This window comes from Limosilactobacillus oris (assembly GCF_025311495.1).
In the GTDB taxonomy this organism is placed as follows: domain Bacteria; phylum Bacillota; class Bacilli; order Lactobacillales; family Lactobacillaceae; genus Limosilactobacillus; species Limosilactobacillus oris_A.
The window spans coordinates 1,241,705-1,257,294 of sequence record NZ_CP104398.1 but is presented as its reverse complement, the minus strand read 5'-3'; the positions used below and the strand labels follow the sequence as shown (position 1 = coordinate 1,257,294).

General features: G+C 50.5%; 17 protein-coding genes. 10 read left to right on the top strand and 7 right to left on the bottom strand.

All coding sequences use genetic code 11. The features are described 5' to 3' along the window. Window positions 1–89: 89 nt before the first annotated feature. A complete protein-coding gene (locus tag N4599_RS06305; RefSeq protein ID WP_260898527.1) occupies window positions 90–2,072 on the top strand; it encodes an ABC transporter ATP-binding protein/permease in 1,983 nt (660 codons plus the stop codon). A gap of 154 nt (window positions 2,073–2,226) precedes the next feature. Next, on the top strand, window positions 2,227–2,448 hold the full coding sequence (locus tag N4599_RS06300) for a hypothetical protein (protein ID WP_003714223.1): 222 nt from the start codon (window positions 2,227–2,229) through the stop codon (window positions 2,446–2,448). Window positions 2,449–2,629: 181 nt separating this feature from the next. On the opposite strand, the gene N4599_RS06295 is transcribed toward N4599_RS06300, so the two are convergent. Further along, window positions 2,630–2,956 (bottom strand): ArsR/SmtB family transcription factor, encoded by a 327-nt coding sequence (locus tag N4599_RS06295; RefSeq protein ID WP_003714289.1) that lies wholly within the window; start codon window positions 2,954–2,956, stop codon window positions 2,630–2,632. Window positions 2,957–3,083: 127 nt separating this feature from the next. Then, on the bottom strand, window positions 3,084–4,931 hold the full coding sequence (locus tag N4599_RS06290; protein ID WP_260898523.1) for a muramidase family protein: 1,848 nt from the start codon (window positions 4,929–4,931) through the stop codon (window positions 3,084–3,086). Window positions 4,932–5,315: 384 nt separating this feature from the next. On the opposite strand from N4599_RS06290, the gene N4599_RS06285 reads away from it, so the two are divergent. Next, entirely contained in the window at window positions 5,316–6,254 is a 939-nt protein-coding gene (locus tag N4599_RS06285) for a LacI family DNA-binding transcriptional regulator (protein ID WP_191364025.1), read from the top strand. Between the two features lie 47 nt (window positions 6,255–6,301). Here the strand turns inward: N4599_RS06285 and N4599_RS06280 are convergent, their stop codons facing one another. Beyond that, entirely contained in the window at window positions 6,302–6,487 is a 186-nt protein-coding gene (locus tag N4599_RS06280; RefSeq protein WP_003714304.1) for an LBP_cg2779 family protein, read from the bottom strand. A gap of 236 nt (window positions 6,488–6,723) precedes the next feature. On the opposite strand from N4599_RS06280, the gene N4599_RS06275 reads away from it, so the two are divergent. From N4599_RS06275 to hisS, 3 genes are all read left to right on the top strand, one after another. Beyond that, window positions 6,724–7,344, top strand: a complete 621-nt coding sequence (locus tag N4599_RS06275; protein ID WP_191364026.1) for an LVIS_2131 family protein — start codon at window positions 6,724–6,726, stop codon at window positions 7,342–7,344. A gap of 22 nt (window positions 7,345–7,366) precedes the next feature. Next, window positions 7,367–8,551 (top strand): MDR family MFS transporter, encoded by a 1,185-nt coding sequence (locus N4599_RS06270; protein WP_260898520.1) that lies wholly within the window; start codon window positions 7,367–7,369, stop codon window positions 8,549–8,551. 316 nt (window positions 8,552–8,867) lie between these two features. After that, the gene (hisS, locus tag N4599_RS06265; protein WP_191364028.1) at window positions 8,868–10,145 is read left to right on the top strand and encodes a histidine--tRNA ligase; all 1,278 of its coding nucleotides are present in this window, start codon (window positions 8,868–8,870) and stop codon (window positions 10,143–10,145) included. A gap of 80 nt (window positions 10,146–10,225) precedes the next feature. Here hisS and N4599_RS06260 read toward each other — a convergent pair whose 3' ends face one another. Continuing rightward, window positions 10,226–10,996, bottom strand: coding sequence for an NADPH-dependent oxidoreductase (locus tag N4599_RS06260; RefSeq protein ID WP_191364029.1), 771 nt, complete (start codon window positions 10,994–10,996; stop codon window positions 10,226–10,228). Between the two features lie 21 nt (window positions 10,997–11,017). After that, complete coding sequence (locus tag N4599_RS06255; protein ID WP_260898517.1) at window positions 11,018–11,659, bottom strand: NAD(P)H-hydrate epimerase; 642 nt, start codon at window positions 11,657–11,659, stop codon at window positions 11,018–11,020. Window positions 11,660–11,768: 109 nt separating this feature from the next. Between N4599_RS06255 and N4599_RS06250 the strand changes: the two genes are divergently transcribed. Together N4599_RS06250 and N4599_RS06245 are read left to right on the top strand one after the other, a co-directional pair. After that, a complete protein-coding gene (locus N4599_RS06250; RefSeq protein WP_260898515.1) occupies window positions 11,769–12,176 on the top strand; it encodes a hypothetical protein in 408 nt (135 codons plus the stop codon). Then, a complete protein-coding gene (locus N4599_RS06245) occupies window positions 12,173–12,496 on the top strand; it encodes a DUF7671 family protein (protein WP_260898513.1) in 324 nt (107 codons plus the stop codon). Before N4599_RS06250 ends, N4599_RS06245 begins: the two co-directional genes overlap by 4 nt. Window positions 12,497–12,796: 300 nt before the next feature. Here the strand turns inward: N4599_RS06245 and N4599_RS06240 are convergent, their stop codons facing one another. After that, the gene (locus tag N4599_RS06240; RefSeq protein ID WP_260898511.1) at window positions 12,797–13,147 is read right to left on the bottom strand and encodes a helix-turn-helix domain-containing protein; all 351 of its coding nucleotides are present in this window, start codon (window positions 13,145–13,147) and stop codon (window positions 12,797–12,799) included. Between the two features lie 135 nt (window positions 13,148–13,282). Then, complete coding sequence (locus N4599_RS06235) at window positions 13,283–13,639, bottom strand: DUF488 domain-containing protein (RefSeq protein WP_062813177.1); 357 nt, start codon at window positions 13,637–13,639, stop codon at window positions 13,283–13,285. Between the two features lie 66 nt (window positions 13,640–13,705). On the opposite strand from N4599_RS06235, the gene N4599_RS06230 reads away from it, so the two are divergent. Both N4599_RS06230 and N4599_RS06225 read left to right on the top strand, forming a co-directional pair. Next, window positions 13,706–14,338 carry a DNA-3-methyladenine glycosylase gene (locus tag N4599_RS06230; protein WP_062813176.1) on the top strand — a complete coding sequence of 211 codons (633 nt, stop codon included), beginning with the start codon at window positions 13,706–13,708 and terminating at the stop codon, window positions 14,336–14,338. Beyond that, a complete protein-coding gene (locus tag N4599_RS06225; protein ID WP_260898503.1) occupies window positions 14,339–15,508 on the top strand; it encodes an AAA family ATPase in 1,170 nt (389 codons plus the stop codon). Window positions 15,509–15,590 lie beyond the last annotated feature (82 nt).

Here is a 15,590-nt window from a genome sequence, read left to right as displayed (position 1 = left end):
TTGTTTTTCTCTGAAGGAATTATGCCGGCTATTCCCTGGCTGGTGGCGACTTTGCTATAATTAAGCCATTAAACTAAAAGGAGAATGAAATGGCGTTTTTAGAATTACACGACATTCGGAAATCGTACTACCTGGATAAGCAGGCCTTTCCGGTGCTCAAGGGTATCGACCTCCAGTTTTCCCGGGGGGAGTTCGTTTCGATCCTGGGCGAATCCGGTGGGGGAAAATCGACCTTGATGAACATCATTGGCGGCTTGGACCGGAATTTTGAGGGCCAAGTGTTGGTTAATGGTCAGCTGCTGGATCACGAAAAGGAAAAGCAGCTTGATGATTACCGGCGGGCCATGGTGGGGTACATCTACCAGTCCTATAACCTGATTTCCCACCTGACCGTCCTGGATAACGTGCTCGTTGCCCTTGATATGACGACCTTGAGCAAGGAAGAACGGCGAGCCCGGGCACTGAAACTGCTAGATCAGGTGGGCCTAAGCGAACAGGTCCATAAGCATCCCAACCACCTTTCAGGGGGGCAAAAGCAGCGGGTTGCGATCGCCCGGGCGTTGGCGAGTGATCCCCAAATCATCATTGCCGACGAACCAACCGGGGCCTTAGACTCGGAAAATACCCAGGAAGTCTTGACCCTTTTGGATGACATTGCCAAGGATGGCAAACTGGTGATTGCGGTAACCCATTCCCAGGAAGTGGCGGACCACGGGACCCGGATTGTTCACCTCGCCGACGGGAAGATTGATGGGGACCAGCGGTTGCGGCCTGCTTACCCGCTCCCAGCGGACCCCACGACCATCAAACCCAAACAGCTCCCGGCCATGGCTAGTTACCGGATGGCGTTTAAACACCTGATGTATAACTTCTGGCGCAACTCGCTGATTATGTTAGGAACGGCAATTGGAATTTTTGCCGTCCTCCTATTCAGCGGACTGGGAAACGGGGTCAACGGTTATATTCAAAATCAGATTAACTCGCTGACTAACCCGCGTTCCATTACTGTTTTTAAGAATCCAACGGGGAAGCGGCTGACGCAGGACCAGATTCAATCTGCCCTAATGCAGAATATGTCAGCGGATCCCCAGTCGATGGTCATTAGTAATGCAGACCTGGACCGGCTGGCAAAGGTCGCTGGGGTTGCCAGCGTTCAAAAGGGGAACATGATTGGCGGCTACCGGCTTAACTATGGCAAATTGCAGCAAAGTGGGGCCAACATGACGACCTGGAATAAGTCGGTTACGGCAAGCTCGATCAAGCATGGGCACCGTCCTGGGAATAACGAAATTGTTTTGACCAAGCAGCAGGCAATCCAACTGACCGGGCCGCGAAGTTACCGTCAGCTGGTTGGCAAGCAGATTAAAATCAGCTTTAACTGGGTCAACAAGCAGGGAGCACCGGTCGCAGTCGATGGGACACTGAAGGTCGCTGGCCTGAGTGAGGGTGCTAGTGCTGGGACAACCATTAATTACGCGACCCTTCAACGGTTATTACGTCAGCATAATGCTGATACCCGGCCGAACTTTGCGGTGGCTAATGCAAAGGATCTTGCGACTGTCGAAAGCACGGCCAACCGGATTAATAACCTGCGCAACGGCCAAAATGAGCGGATCCTAAGCGCAATTACTGTTGGTTCGGTTCTCAAGACCGTTAATACCTATGTCCACCTTGCTTCCACCATCCTTGCAGCTATTGCCGGGATTTCGCTCCTGGTTTCCGCGCTGATGATTATTGTCACGATGTATATGTCGGTTTCAGAACGGACGAAGGAAATCGGTATCCTGCGGGCGCTGGGTGAACGGAAGAAAGACATTCGGCGGCTGTTTACCTCCGAGTCAATCTTTATCGGTTTATTCTCGGCTATCCTGGCCTTGGGAATTGTCGCGGTGGTAGCTTTGATCCTTAACCACGCCCTTTACGGACTGATTAAGTACAATATCGTCCAGATTACGGTGGGGAACGTCATTTTTGCAATCGTGGTTGCCGTAGTAATTTCATTCATCGCTGCCCTATTGCCGGCCCGGCATGCGGCTAAGCTAAACCCAATTGACGCTCTGGCAGCCGATTAATTTAAGAAGTAAACAACCGTAGCTTGGTAGGATGACTACTTAGCCGCGGTTGTTTGACGTTATTAGGGGATTTGACTAATAATTTAAATTAGTATCACTTTATTTTTAGGTATACCAAAACAGGTGTTATAATGGTGGCATGGAGGTGATAGCAGTGACGACCGTTTATCTTCACGCCAATGAGCGGACGCAAACAATTCACTGTTCTGATGGTAGCCAGGGAGTAGTGCAGCTAGCAGCACCGTATTACCAGTTTCGTTTTTATAGTCACCAGCACCCGAGCTTTTGGTTGAAGCAAAGTCAGTTGCAGGATGGGGCAACTGTAAAGGTCAGGGACATCCAAAGTACGGATGACTTCCAGCTGAAACTAATTTAAGACGGCCCAAAGCCAAGGGAATAAGGCAGAGTGGCTGTTGGGCCATTTCATGCTATTTATTGTTCGTCGCAAAGCCAGTCTGACACCGCTGGTCCAGCAGGGTTTGAATTGGCGGAGCATTAATATCTTTAAAATAGCCGAGCGGCAGAGAAGAAATTTAGTTTTCCTCCCTGCCGCTCAGTTACTTTTCTGTGGCCGGTTTATTCATGATTTCGTCAGCGTGACTCAAGACATCGGCAACCAGGGTCATTAGTTGGGGATTTTCCAACTGGTAGATGATGACCTTGCCGTGCCGGTGCTGCTGGACCAGGTGAAGTTTGCGCAGGATCTGCAACTGGTGGGAAACACCAGACTGCTCCCAGTGAAGTCGTTCGCTGATTTCAGAGACACTCATTGAATGCTGGATCAACAGGTAAATTAGCCGCAACCGTTTTGGATTGCCCAGGATTTTAAAGAGCTGGCTGGCTTTTTCAATATTTGTTAGTTCCCCAGAAGTTTGACTGACCATTGGACTTCCCCCATTTGTATCTTGCCACGGAATATCAAAATTATTATTACTATAATTTTAATATTTAAACCGAAAAAAGCAAAGGGTCAATAATAACCCTTTGCTTTTTCGGTAGTAACTTTTTTAATTAGAGGCTCAACTGTTGGCCGACATAAATGGTATATGGGGCCTGCAAATTATTCCGTTGAGCGAGTGCCCGCCAGTCAAGACCGTGCTGCGCCGCGATCGCTGATAAGGAGTCCCCGCTTTGAACGGTGTAAGCACCGTGGGATGCAGCTGCTGGAGCTTGGTAGCTTGTGGCTTGACCGTTGACCCGCAGAACCTGTCCAACGTAGATCCGGTTAGGGTTAGCAATGCCGTTGCTTTGGGCTAATTGCTCATAAGAAACCCCGAGCCGGCTGGCAATCCCGGAAAGGGTATCACCACTTTGAACGGTGTAGGATCCAGCAACACTAGTATTGCTGCGTTGCGGTTGGCTAACGGTGTTAACTGAGCTGGCCTGTGTACCGCCGACCCGCAGGACTTGCCCAACGTAGATCCGGTTAGGGTTGGCAATGTTATTAATCTGGGCCAATTGTGAGTAGCTCATGCCAAACTGGCTTGCGATGCCGGAGAGGGTGTCCCCGCTTTGGACGGTGTATGATGCTGCCGCAGAGTTAGCATTAGTATTAGTGTTAGTTGGCCCCGTTGTCTGATGGTTAACAGTTGCCGTCCGTAATTGCAGGACCTGGCCGACATAGATCCGGTTAGGGTTAGTAATGTTATTAATCTGGGCTAATTGTGAATAGCTCATGCCAAACTGACCCGCGATGCCGGAGAGGGTATCCCCGCTCTGGACAGTGTAGCTGCTTTGACCGTTATTACTTTGCTGGTTGTTAGCAGCGGGTTGACTTGGCGTTGCCGGTTGGCTGGTTGCCTGCCGAACCAGGAGCCGCTGCCCAACGTAAATCTGGTTGACGTTTTGAATGTCATTCAGGTGCGCCAGGGTGTTAACTGTAGTTGAGAACTGATTAGCAATGCCGGAAAGGGTGTCCCCACTTTGAACAGTGTAGTAGTTAGTGTTGTTGCTAAAACTGCTCGAGGAGTTGTCATTCTGCTGTTTGTTGACAACGACCTTGCCAGAGAAAGCCACTGAATCGAGCTGTGTCAAATTGTAAGTCCGAATCAGGTTCTGCAAAGAGTAGGCGTAATTAGGGTCGGTTGCGTAACCGTCGAGGTGCAGCTTGTTGGTTACGGAAATGTAGTTGGTGTCGCCAAGCAAGTTGTTATACCGGCTGTTGACTGCCAGGAAGCGTCCGTGGTCTTCAACGGATTCGCTCAGGCTAGGGTAGGCGCGGAAGTTGTCGTAAATATAAACGCTTCGGCCGTTGTAGACTTCACGAGTTTGAAGCCGGATGGACTGCCCGTTGTAAGAACCCTTGATACCGAAGAGGTTGTTGCCAGGAGCAGCTTGGCCCCAGCCACTTTCAAGGATGGCTTGAGCAACCGTAACTGAAGGAAGCACTTGGTACTTGTTCCAACCATTAATAGCCCCTGGAGCAACATTTTGAATAAATTGTTGGCAACGAGCGTTATTGCTAAAGTGGAGGGAACTAACGTCCGTTGTTTGGTTTTGTGGCTGCTGAACAGTATTTGCTTGTGCAGCGTAAGCCGAAGCAGTCAGCGCCTGCGCTTGTGGAGCTGCCTGAACATTCAGCGTGTTGGTAGTTGCTGCTTGGTCGTTAGCTTGCTGGGTATTAGCACTTTGGTTATTGTTAGCTGGTTGATTGTTGTTAGGCTGGTTGGCCGTCGTCGTATTTTGGGTGTTGACGTTAGCCACGGGTGCCTGCGTTGCTGCCTGACCATTATCGTCAGCGTGAGCGATTGCTCCGGTGGCGGTCAGCAGTGAAACGGCGGTTAAACCGGCGACAACCCACTTCCTGCCACTCTTGTACATTTTAAAGTGAGTGGCACTGTTAAGTTCTGCTTGTTTCATGTTCGTTAGCTCCCCCTGTCATTTAAAACGCGATAGTTCAAACCAAAAGCTGGAACCACCTGCTCGTTTTATAGAATTGAAATAAAAAAGTTAAGAAGTTATTAAGATTTCACTATCTATAAAATTATCATTTTCGGTGCGAAACGTCAATCGAATCCGGCAGGTAAAATAAGTATATTTATATTTTGACAACCACGAAGTCGTTAATAATCTTAACCGGCGGGGCCATTTAATGCGTCTTTATCAACTGACAGACAATTTTTGTTAAATGCTTAGAAAAATATATGTTAATTTGGTCGTAATGAGAGAAACAATTTCTGTTTGGTGAACACTAGGATATAATATTAAGAGCTTTTAAGATCTGATATGATGTGAGGTAGAAGAATGGTAGCAAAGTTAAAGGATGTTGCTAAATTAGCTGGAGTGTCAGTAACAACGGTCTCGCGGGTCATTAACAATTACGGCTCGCTGAGTGACAAGACCATCAAGAAGGTCCACGCGGCAATGCGGGAGCTGAATTACCAGCCGAACGCGTTGGCCCGGGCAATGCAGGGCAAGCCCTCCAAGTTCATTGGCTTGATTTTCCCTAACCTAACGAACCCCTTCTTTGCTGAACTGGTAAACGAGTTGGAACGGCAGCTGTTTGAGCAGGGCTATAAGACCATTATTGCTTCTTCAGCGGAAAATCCTGAAATTGAACACGAGTATTTGAGTATGCTGATGGCTAACCAGGTTGATGGAATCATCTCCGGTTCGCACAACCTGGATATTCAGGAATACCACCAGGTTGCGGCGCCAATCGTTTCTTTTGACCGCTACCTGGCAGATAATATTCCAATCGTTGCTTCGGATAGTTACCGGGGCGGGAAACTAGCGGTTGACTACCTTCTCCAGCATGCTGTCCGGCACATCGCGGTGATCGTAGACGAGGACACTTCCGCGTCACCGACACTGAACCGGCTCCAGGGGGCCGTTGACCGGCTGACGGAAGAGCACCGGAGTTTTGATCCCTTAGCACTGGATAGCATTGACTTTGCGACTACTTTCCCGGGAATTTATGATGGGGTGGTCGCCTCAAATGATATTCAAGCGCTCGAAATCGCCGCTGTTTACCGTGCACATGGTCTCCGGATGGGGCGGGACTTCTTCATTACTGGTTACGACGGTTCGCAGCTGGTTCAAAAAGTGGCTCCCCAATTGCCAACGGTTGTCCAGCCAATTCCAGAGCTTGCGACGGCCCTGATTAAGACGCTATTGCAGCGGGTCGCTCAGCCCACCGTCCAGGTGCCGTCGACGACCCTGCCAGTTACCTTCCGCCAGTAATAAAAAAGGTGCGAGCTATTGTAGGCCCGCACCTTTTTTATTATTGCTTATTTACTTTGCATAAACCGTTGGAGCAATTCGGCTTCTTCAGAGGTCGCTGCGGAATTTGATGACTTAATGTCATGAATTCGTTCGACTGACAAATGGCTCCCGAAGGCAACCTCATTATCGTTTAAGTCGTTATCATGCTCAAATTTGATTAATTCTTGCGCCAACTCACTCAAATTATCCATGAAATCATTTTCCTCCTTATTTGACCAGGTCGTCAATTAAAATTCGTTTTCACTAATTCGTCCACTGGTGAGACAAACTGGTTAAATACCATTTTTAAGTTTAGCACAGTTTAGAGAGTTGCCAAAAAGAAACACCAATTTATTTAAGAAAATCGGCGGCAATAAGCGGGACATGGAGCAGTATTTATGTGATAATCAAGGTATAACCTTGGCAAATAGAATGGAGAGTTGTAGATATGACTTGGAATTGGTTGGGATGGCTGTCGTGGATCCTGGCAGTTGCCTTTTTCTGCTGGGTAATTCACTATATTCGCGTCCAACAACTGATGTTGATTGCAAAAACGAAAAAGGCGTTTGCACCGAAGCTGTTTTGGCGGTACGTCGTCCTGGTGGTAATCGCCCTCGCTTGGCTTGGGACGATGCTGCACCTGACCTTCTTCCGCCAGGTTGCCATTAACGACCGGCAGGAAACGAGGATTTCAATGCAGTATGCCAACCTGCAGTTGCACAACCAGGGAAATGACTACTACTACGTGCTCGCTTCCCGCAGTAAGAATGGCCAGCATCCGGTCGTTTCGTATACTTACTGGGCGAAGGGAAATCGTTATACGACTAATTCCCGCTTCGGCTCGGTCTCTGATGGACAACGGTTAGTGACGCTAGATGCTAGTACCCTGCCGTGGAACAAGGCGAAATTGAAGAAGATGGACCATGAAAGCGGGCACGCTTTTGCTGCGACAATGACGGTTCGCTACCAGAATACCGTTATTAACGGCCTGGGGTTGCGTGCCAACCGTGATGCCGCAACGTATACCCTGATTCGGGTACCGTCATCAGAAATGGTTCACGAACGCTAAGGAGGTCAAGCTGAGATCAAAAATGACAAAGCAGAGGCAGGTTAAGTTAAAATGGGTAGCCCTCGCAAGTTTGCTTAACAACACTGGGGCTGCTTTTTTGTGGCCGTTGACAACGATGTATATGCACAACTACCTCCACGAAAGTCTGACGACGGCAGGGGTAGTAATGCTTTTGATGTCAATCTGCATGATGGTCGGCAACTACCTGGGTGGGTGGTTGTTTGACCACTGGGACCAGTACCAGACGGCGGTCTTAGGGGTAACAATCTCAACGGTGGCGATCTTTACCCTGATCTTTGCGCACGGCTGGCCGTGGTTCGCGGTCCTGATGATGCTGAACAGCCTGGGGGATGGTATTAACATGACCATCGTTAATTCATACGGCTCCCTGGTCAGTGATCACAGTTCGCGCTACGTCTTTAACTATATTTACATGGCCTTCAATGTCGGGGTCGTAATTGGCACGTTGGCGGTGGGGGTTCTCCTGCCAGTCAGCGTCGTGCTGGTCTTTACGGTTGCCACCGTCTTTTACTTCCTGCTGGCCCTGGTGGTCGTGTTTGCCCTCAAAGTCCGGGTCCCGTTACCGCCGAAAACACCACGGTCCCGGGAGAAGTTGGCCTCTAGGAGTCACCAGCAAGCCCTCGTGTTAATTTGGCTGATCCTCCTAAACTTCGTAACGATCCACCTCAGCTACTCACTCTGGGAGAGCGTAATGGCTGTGCACATGACGAATATGGGAATTCCCTTTTACGCGTACAGCCTCCTGTGGACGCTTAACGGGGTGCTGATTATCGTTGGCCAGCCATTGGTGAACAAGCTCAGCCCCTATGTTCGTTTATCCAGCCAGATTATGGTCGGTATTCTGATTTTTGCCAGTTCCTTCCTCCTCTTGATCTTTGCTCGGAACCTGTGGGCCTTCGTGCTTGATTTTGTTCTCTTGACGATTGGCGAAATGGCCAGTTTTGCGGGGCTGCCGGCTTGGATTGCCCAGTTGACAACGGTGAACGAGGCTGGGCACTACCAGGGACTGCTCAACATCATGATGTCGATTGGGCGGGCAATCGGGCCCCTTTACGGCGGTTTTGTAATTGATCACGGGAACTACCAAGAACTCTTTATTTCTGTCTTCCTGCTGATGACGGTCACCCTCGGCGGGGTCTTTGCCTACCTGTTACGGTTGCGTCGGCTCAGCGACGACAGCAAATAGTGATACCCAAACGCGACGACTTATGGTAAAATCACTGGTGAACTGAAAAGCACTGGAAGTAGAATAAAAGCAGCCACATTTTGACAGAGAACTAGCAATGCTGAGAACTAGCCGTGGTTGTGAAGCCACCTCTACTGAGCTGAACCGGGGAAAATAGTAGCCGGTTCCGGATGACCCGTTATCGTCGTGAAGTTAGCACAACTTCTGGAGGCATTGGCTGTGAGGCTGGTGCAAATAGAGGTGGGACAGTGAGTAAAATCGCCCTCTAAGGTCTATGGCCTTAGAGGGCTTTATTAATGAAAGGGGAAATTGAACGATGGATTATCAAAAACCAAAGGGAACTGCGGACCTGCTGCCAGGGACTACCGGCTTGTGGGAAAAGGTCGAAGCCAATGCCCGGGAAGTCTTCCGCCAATTTGGCTACCGGGGGATCCGGACGCCGATGTTTGAAGATTACCGTGTCTTCGCGCGGAACGTGGGAGACACCTCCGATATCGTGGAAAAGGAAATGTATGATTTTCACGATAAGGGTGACCGGCACATTGCCCTGCGGCCAGAAGGAACGGCCGGAGTTGTGCGGGCCTACGTGGAAAACAAGCTCTACGGTCCGGAATACCCGAAGCCGTACAAGGTCTATTACATGGGACCAATGTTCCGTTACGAACGGCCGCAGTCCGGTCGGCAGCGTGAATTCCACCAGATTGGGGTCGAAGCACTAAACAACGAATCACCACAGATTGACGTTGAAGTCATTGCGATGGCGATGGCGCTCTTCAAGAAGTTTGGGGTGCCAAACGTCAAGCTGGTTATCAACACGCTCGGTGACAAGCAGGTCCGCCAAGACTACCGGGAAGCGCTGATTAACTACCTCAAGCCCCACTATGATGAACTGAGTGCGGATTCGCAGGAACGGCTTTACAAGAACCCGCTCCGGGTCCTGGATAGCAAAGATGCTGGTGACCAGAAATTAGTCGCAGACGCGCCGTCGATTCTGGACTACCTGGACGATGAATCACAGACCTACTTTGACCAGGTCCAAAAGCTGCTCAAGGAACTAGGCATTGACTACGAAATTGATACCAACATGGTGCGGGGCTTAGACTACTACAACCACACCATCTTTGAAATTATGTCCGACTCACCAGTTTTTGGTGGCGGCTACACAACGGTTTGTGCCGGTGGTCGCTACAACGGTTTGATTTCCCAGCTTGGCGGCCCTGAAGAAGGGGGAATTGGTTTCGGAATGGGGGTTGAACGCTTAATGCTCCTCCTACAACAGGAGAACCCAGATTTCGCACCACAGGACCAACTCGACCTCTTCCTGGCGAGCGCTGATGACCAGGGTGACAACCTGGCCTTTGAGGTTCTGAGCAAGGTTCGTCAACAGGGAATTGTTGCCGACAAGGATTACAGTGGCGTGAAGGTCGGCAAGCAGATCAAGGAAGCCTTCCGCCGCAACGCTAAGTACTTCGCCGTCTTTGGTGACCGGGAAGTCAGTGAGGGTCAATTCCAACTGAAGAACGCGGCGACTAAGGATGCGGTCGACGTTAAGGTCGCTGACTTTGTAGCGGACCCTGCTAAGTATTTGAAGTAAATACCGCGAGTGGGACAAGATTAGCAAAAATCTGGTGAGAAAGTAAAGTTTTCTCACCAGATTCTTGTTTTAAATTCAAATTAGTCTGCTTGCTTCCAGTCGAGAGCGAGTCCTTGCTCCTGCAATACCTGGGCGAGGTCATCCCGCTTGTCAGGGTCACCTAGGTTGAGTTTGGCACCGTTGATTTGGTTAGTGAAGCTATCGACGCGGCGGTTGGCATCCCGCAAGTCGTAGTATTGATGAACGTCGTGGTCGTAATCGGCCAGGTCGTGAACATCGAACTCAGTCGGGTAGTGGTTGTCAAAGGCTATGAAGTCAAGTGGCAACCGGGGCTTGAGCTGCGGTTGCTGGTTAGGAATTCCGACCTGTAAGCCCAGGAGGGGCATTGTCATTTTCGGCAGTTTCAGGACTTTAACCAGGCGGGCCGGGTCATTCTTGATTGAGCCGAGGATTACACCACCCAGTCCCATACTTTCTGCGGCGACTAGGGTGTTTTGGAGGGCGAGGACGGTGTCTTCTACCGCCTGCATAAAGATATCAGTGGTGTGGAGTCGGCCATCGTCATTGCCCATTTGGTGGCGGATTTGCTGGTTGCGGTAAAGGTCGACGACAAAAATCAGTAGGTCCCCGTTGGCTCCGACGTAGGGCTGACCGGAGATTTCCCGGACAGCTTGCCGCAGCTGGGGGTCGGTAAGGTGGAGAATGCTAAACTGCTGCATGAACATGCTGGTTGAAGTATGACTGGCCGCGGCGTAGAGAGTCTGCAGCTGGTCAGCGGTTAATGACTGGTCTTTGAACGCCCGAATCGTTCGGTGGTTAAGTTGGTTATCAATTGTTTGATTATGGATCATTAATGGTCACCCCTTGTAATTTTAATCGTCAACGGCGTAAGTGCCCATATCATCTGCAATGACAACCCGGCCGGCGTACTCCTTCCCGGCGTCAGTCGTGAGCCCGAGCTTATTGAAAGCAAACGTCACTGTAACCTCTGCCTTGACGGCGGTTCCCATTACTTCGCCGGTATCAGTGTTGATGCCGGATGGCATGTCGACGGCAATTACTACGGCGTCACTGGCGTTGATGGCATCGATGGCGGCCGCGTAATCCCCCTTTACCACTCGGTCAATTCCGATACCAAAAAGGGCGTCGACAGCCAGCGTTGCCTGGTCGAGAATTGCGAGGTCGGTAGTTTGCGGAATCTGGTAGTATTGGCAGATATGGTCCTGTACTTGGTGCTCCTCTGAGGCGTGATCTGGGTTGCCAACGTTGAGGATGGTAACCTTGACACCCGCAATGTGGAGGAGACGGGCGACATCTAAGCCGTCACCACCATTGTTGCCACTGCCAGCAACCACAACAACGTGGCCGAGGTTGAGCGGGTAGGCATTTAAAATCTCATCCCGGACTGCCAATGCCGCCCGTTCCATCAAAACAAGGGAGGGAACGCCAATGGTATTAATGGTAAACGAGTCGTAATGCCGCATTTGTTCAGCGGTAATCGCTTTTTGTTCCATAAAACTACCTCCAATTAGTAAGTCTTGTCTTAATGGTAACATGAATTTCCCGAGGTTGGTGAGTGACATTCATCCGGGAAGTCGGTACACTTAATGTAAAACAGAGAGGGTGAGCTGCTTGGAGTGGCAAAGTGAAGAAAAATATTTTCAACAGATGGCGGGCAAAAAAGTTGCTTGGACCATTTCACAACCAGAGGACGGGCTGGTTCGGGCGGGCTACCCGTTGTACGACCAGCAGTTACTGGATTTTGTACGCAAATTTAAGGCCAGTCCGTTGTATGACCATAAGTACCGGAAAACGCTCCGTCACTTTCATATCAAGCCTAAACTAAATGAGCTAACTGTGAGCCAAGCCCTGCTGATTAACAACGCGCGGGTGGCAAACGCCCTGCTGTCCCTAATTATCGATGGGGAGGATGTTCAACGGGGAACTTGGGCGACGGCAATGCAGGCTGGCTACTTTTACCAACTGTTAAAGTTAGTGGATATAGATGACGAGGTGGAAGAAAAGGAATGAGTAAGAAAAACCAGTATCCGGTACAAAAGTTCACGGGAATTCCGGTCGAACCTGACGCGGGTGGCAAGTACCAGCTTAAAGTCGATCAGCATGGTGCAGTTAAGCTCCACACCTGGCGGACTGGGAAACACACTAAGGGTAAGTACCAGGGCCCCGGTCAGGTGATGCTGACGGAAAATAACCTGCCAGTGGTTATCCTGGCGGCAGAACCAATGGCCTTTAAGGATCGCCACAGTGAGACTCCTTTGCAGCGCTTCTTAACAGTCAAGGTGACGGATGACGTTCTCCAGCAGGGGCTGGCAGTTCTAGAGAATCAGTGAGAGTGGGAGCGTGACAGAACTAGATTATCTAGTTCGTTATACCACTCCCACAAGGATGGCTACGCCGCGCAGCAAGCCTATTTGGGTTTGGTCAAATGCTGATTCATCAGCGTTTGAACTGCCAGCCAGTCACTGGGCTGAAGCATTTTTATCTATAAAGTAGTTAAGAGGTTGAGTTAATTCCCAGCCTCATTACGTCCTCGTTGCCGTGCAGCTAGTCTTTAGAAAGCACAAACGGCTTCCAGCACTTTGCCAAGTACTGGAGGCCGTTTATGTTTTAGCTAGGTAGCTGCAGTAGCCTTATCTAAAGGCGCCAACAATGCCGCAAATAATGCCGCCGAGGGCGGGGATGATCCACCAGTAATGGGCGAGAAATTCCCAGCCGTTGTTGATTTCCTGATAACGCCAGTGATTTTCCTGCTGGTTTTGCTGGATATGGGCGTCGATAAGCCGGTCCAGCTTGAACTGGCTGACAGCGGGTTCCTTAGCCAGTACCAGTTCGTCGAGGGAAACGTGTAAAATACTGGCGATTTGGATAATTTTCTCAATATCCGGCAGGGCACTGCCATTTTCCCAATTAGAAATAGCCTGGCGAGAAACATGGAGCTGGTCGGCTAACTGCTCCTGGGAAAGGCCTGCTGCCTGCCGCAATTTAGTTAGTTGTTGTTGGAACTGATTCCTCGTTTCGTTGAATTCGTACTATCAATTATAAGAGAAATAAGGGTAGCAACAAGAACCTCCGAATATTTCCCGGATAATTAATGGTTGCGAACCCGCAACCAGGAGTTAACCCAGGTCATGTTCCAACTGTTCCTTGAGGATGACGGCCTGGTTATGCTCCTCGTCTTTAGCGCCATACAGGAGGATAATATTTTCTTGAGCATGGTTGCTGACCAGTTCTTTAAGGATGGCGTAGGCGACGTTATCGTGGAGTTCGGCGAGGTAGCGTTCTTTGAATTCTGGATACTTAGCTGGGTCATGACCGAACCACTTGCGAAGTTCATTGCTGGGGCCGACCTCTTTGAGCCAGCAGTCGAGGTGGGCGTTGACCTTGGAGATTCCGCGGGGCCAGAGGCGGTCAACCAGGATTCGGTAGCCGTCCTCATCAATTGGTTTGGTGTAAATTCGTTCAGTTTTAAGCATTGCAGATGAACCGCCTTTCGTTTAGTGTTACCTTTAGGATAAGTTTAATAGAGGAGGATTTCAATTATGCTGTCGGCATTTCAACAATTCTTTACGGGGCGGCCGACCATCGAGATTGCCCGGGACCTTTTGGGGAAACTGGTGACCTATGACGGCCCTGATGGCCGGACCGGTGGGTATATCGTCGAGTGTGAAGCCTATTTGGGTGAGAACGACTCTGCTTCACACGCCTTTAATGGTCGGCGAACCGGTTATTCGGAATCGCTGTATGGTCAACCGGGAAATATTTACCTGTATCAAATTCGGGGTCACTACTGCTTTGACATCGTTGTCCAAGATGCCGAGGAGCCCCAGGGAATCCTCTTACGGGGCCTTGAGCCGGCAATTAATCCGGACGTAATGGTCCATCACCGGGGGATGTCAGGGGTCAACGTCACGAACGGGCCTGCAAAACTAGTACAGGCACTGGGAATTCACTCGCGGCAGCTTGATGGTCAACCGATGGAGGGCAACCAGCTGACGGTGGATCTAGAAAAGTTTAAAATTCCTCGGGAAATAATTACAGCTCCCCGGGTCGGGGTTAACCTCGCGGGCAAAGACGGCGCAGCTCCCCAGCGCTTTTACGTGGCCGGCAATCCCTACGTGTCGGGAATCCGGAAGCGGGACATGGATTTGAAAACGCAAGGGTGGCGAGCTTAGATGGCACTGACTTATCAACAGTTATTAACCGCGGTCCCGTTGGTGCTGCGCGCGGGCAACGTTCCTAATATTGTTGGTGACGCCGGAATCGGGAAGTCGGCGCTGGTGGAAGATGTTGCGCGGCAAATGAGTGCCCAGCTCTACACCACGGTGGTTAGCCTGAGCGAAAAGGGTGACCTGGCAATTCCGGTACCGCCCCTGACGAGTGATTCCTTTGTGGAAACTAAAGATTACGGACGCTTGGCAAACGTGCAGTATGGCTATGCGGAAACTCTGATTCGAATTATTCAGTTTGCGGAAGAGCATCCTGGCCAGCCGATTATCTGGTTCCTGGATGAATTCAACCGGGGGAGCCAAGCAGTCCAAAGCGAACTGATGAATTTAGTTTTGCAGCGGCGAATCAATTCATTGCGGCTTCCCGCCCAAGTGAAGATGATTATCGCAGAAAACCCGGACAGCACCATGGCTGGCTTTAACGACCGGGAGTACGATGTTGCCGTTGGTGACGCGGCAATCAACGACCGAACCGTCCGCCTGGTGATGGCTACTTCGACGACCGAGTGGCTAGAATGGGCACGACACCGGCAACCAGCAATCAATGCTCTGGTGATTAAGTACTTGGATAGTCACCCCGATCGCTTGATGATGGTTGCTAATAGCCCTGAGAGCGACCTTGAGCCAACGCCCCGGGCTTGGGAGCGGGTTAGCACGAACCTTGATGAATTGCAGAAATTACCACGGGAGACGCAAGAGCAATTGGCAGGGGACCTCTTTAGTGGTGACCTGGGAGCAACAGTCGGCGAATCCTTCGCCCAATTTTTCCTGGCTCAGGGTAGCGAATTGACCTTGGAGGTCGTGCAAACAACTGCTGACGGTCAAAGGCAATTTAAAACGGCGGATGAAGCAGTCAAGGTGGAGCTCCTTCGAGAATGGCTCAACCAGCCTGGTGATTATAGTCTGGACACGGACCAAGGCGCCGCGGTTTTTCTTAAACTTCTTCGCTCAATCAGTGCTGATGGGCAGGTGGCGGTTGCTAAGTCAGTTGGGGAGTCCGGCCTGCCATTATTAACGGCGATGTACCGGCAGGCTACTTCTGCACCAGCAGGCGCCGTAGCCGGGCTCTACCAAGAGTTAGCTCGAGCGGCCAGCCAAGGGGAGCGCCGCGGATGACCTTCTGGCAGAAAATATTTAGGAATTCAGTACCAAGCGCGGACCAGCGCTACTCCCAATTAGTAACAGTCCTTTTGCACCA

Coding starts and splice junctions, on each gene's coding strand:
- N4599_RS06285 (WP_191364025.1), top strand. CDS start 5,316: ATGGTAGCAAAGTTAAAGGATGTTGCTAAATTAGCTGGAGTGTCAGTA.
- N4599_RS06225 (WP_260898503.1), top strand. CDS start 14,339: ATGGCACTGACTTATCAACAGTTATTAACCGCGGTCCCGTTGGTGCTG.
- N4599_RS06305 (WP_260898527.1), top strand. CDS start 90: ATGGCGTTTTTAGAATTACACGACATTCGGAAATCGTACTACCTGGAT.
- N4599_RS06270 (WP_260898520.1), top strand. CDS start 7,367: ATGACAAAGCAGAGGCAGGTTAAGTTAAAATGGGTAGCCCTCGCAAGT.
- N4599_RS06275 (WP_191364026.1), top strand. CDS start 6,724: ATGACTTGGAATTGGTTGGGATGGCTGTCGTGGATCCTGGCAGTTGCC.
- N4599_RS06235 (WP_062813177.1), bottom strand. CDS start 13,639: ATGCTTAAAACTGAACGAATTTACACCAAACCAATTGATGAGGACGGC.
- N4599_RS06290 (WP_260898523.1), bottom strand. CDS start 4,931: ATGAAACAAGCAGAACTTAACAGTGCCACTCACTTTAAAATGTACAAG.
- N4599_RS06260 (WP_191364029.1), bottom strand. CDS start 10,996: ATGATCCATAATCAAACAATTGATAACCAACTTAACCACCGAACGATT.
- N4599_RS06280 (WP_003714304.1), bottom strand. CDS start 6,487: ATGGATAATTTGAGTGAGTTGGCGCAAGAATTAATCAAATTTGAGCAT.
- N4599_RS06245 (WP_260898513.1), top strand. CDS start 12,173: ATGAGTAAGAAAAACCAGTATCCGGTACAAAAGTTCACGGGAATTCCG.
- N4599_RS06295 (WP_003714289.1), bottom strand. CDS start 2,956: ATGGTCAGTCAAACTTCTGGGGAACTAACAAATATTGAAAAAGCCAGC.
- N4599_RS06230 (WP_062813176.1), top strand. CDS start 13,706: ATGCTGTCGGCATTTCAACAATTCTTTACGGGGCGGCCGACCATCGAG.
- hisS (WP_191364028.1), top strand. CDS start 8,868: ATGGATTATCAAAAACCAAAGGGAACTGCGGACCTGCTGCCAGGGACT.
- N4599_RS06255 (WP_260898517.1), bottom strand. CDS start 11,659: ATGGAACAAAAAGCGATTACCGCTGAACAAATGCGGCATTACGACTCG.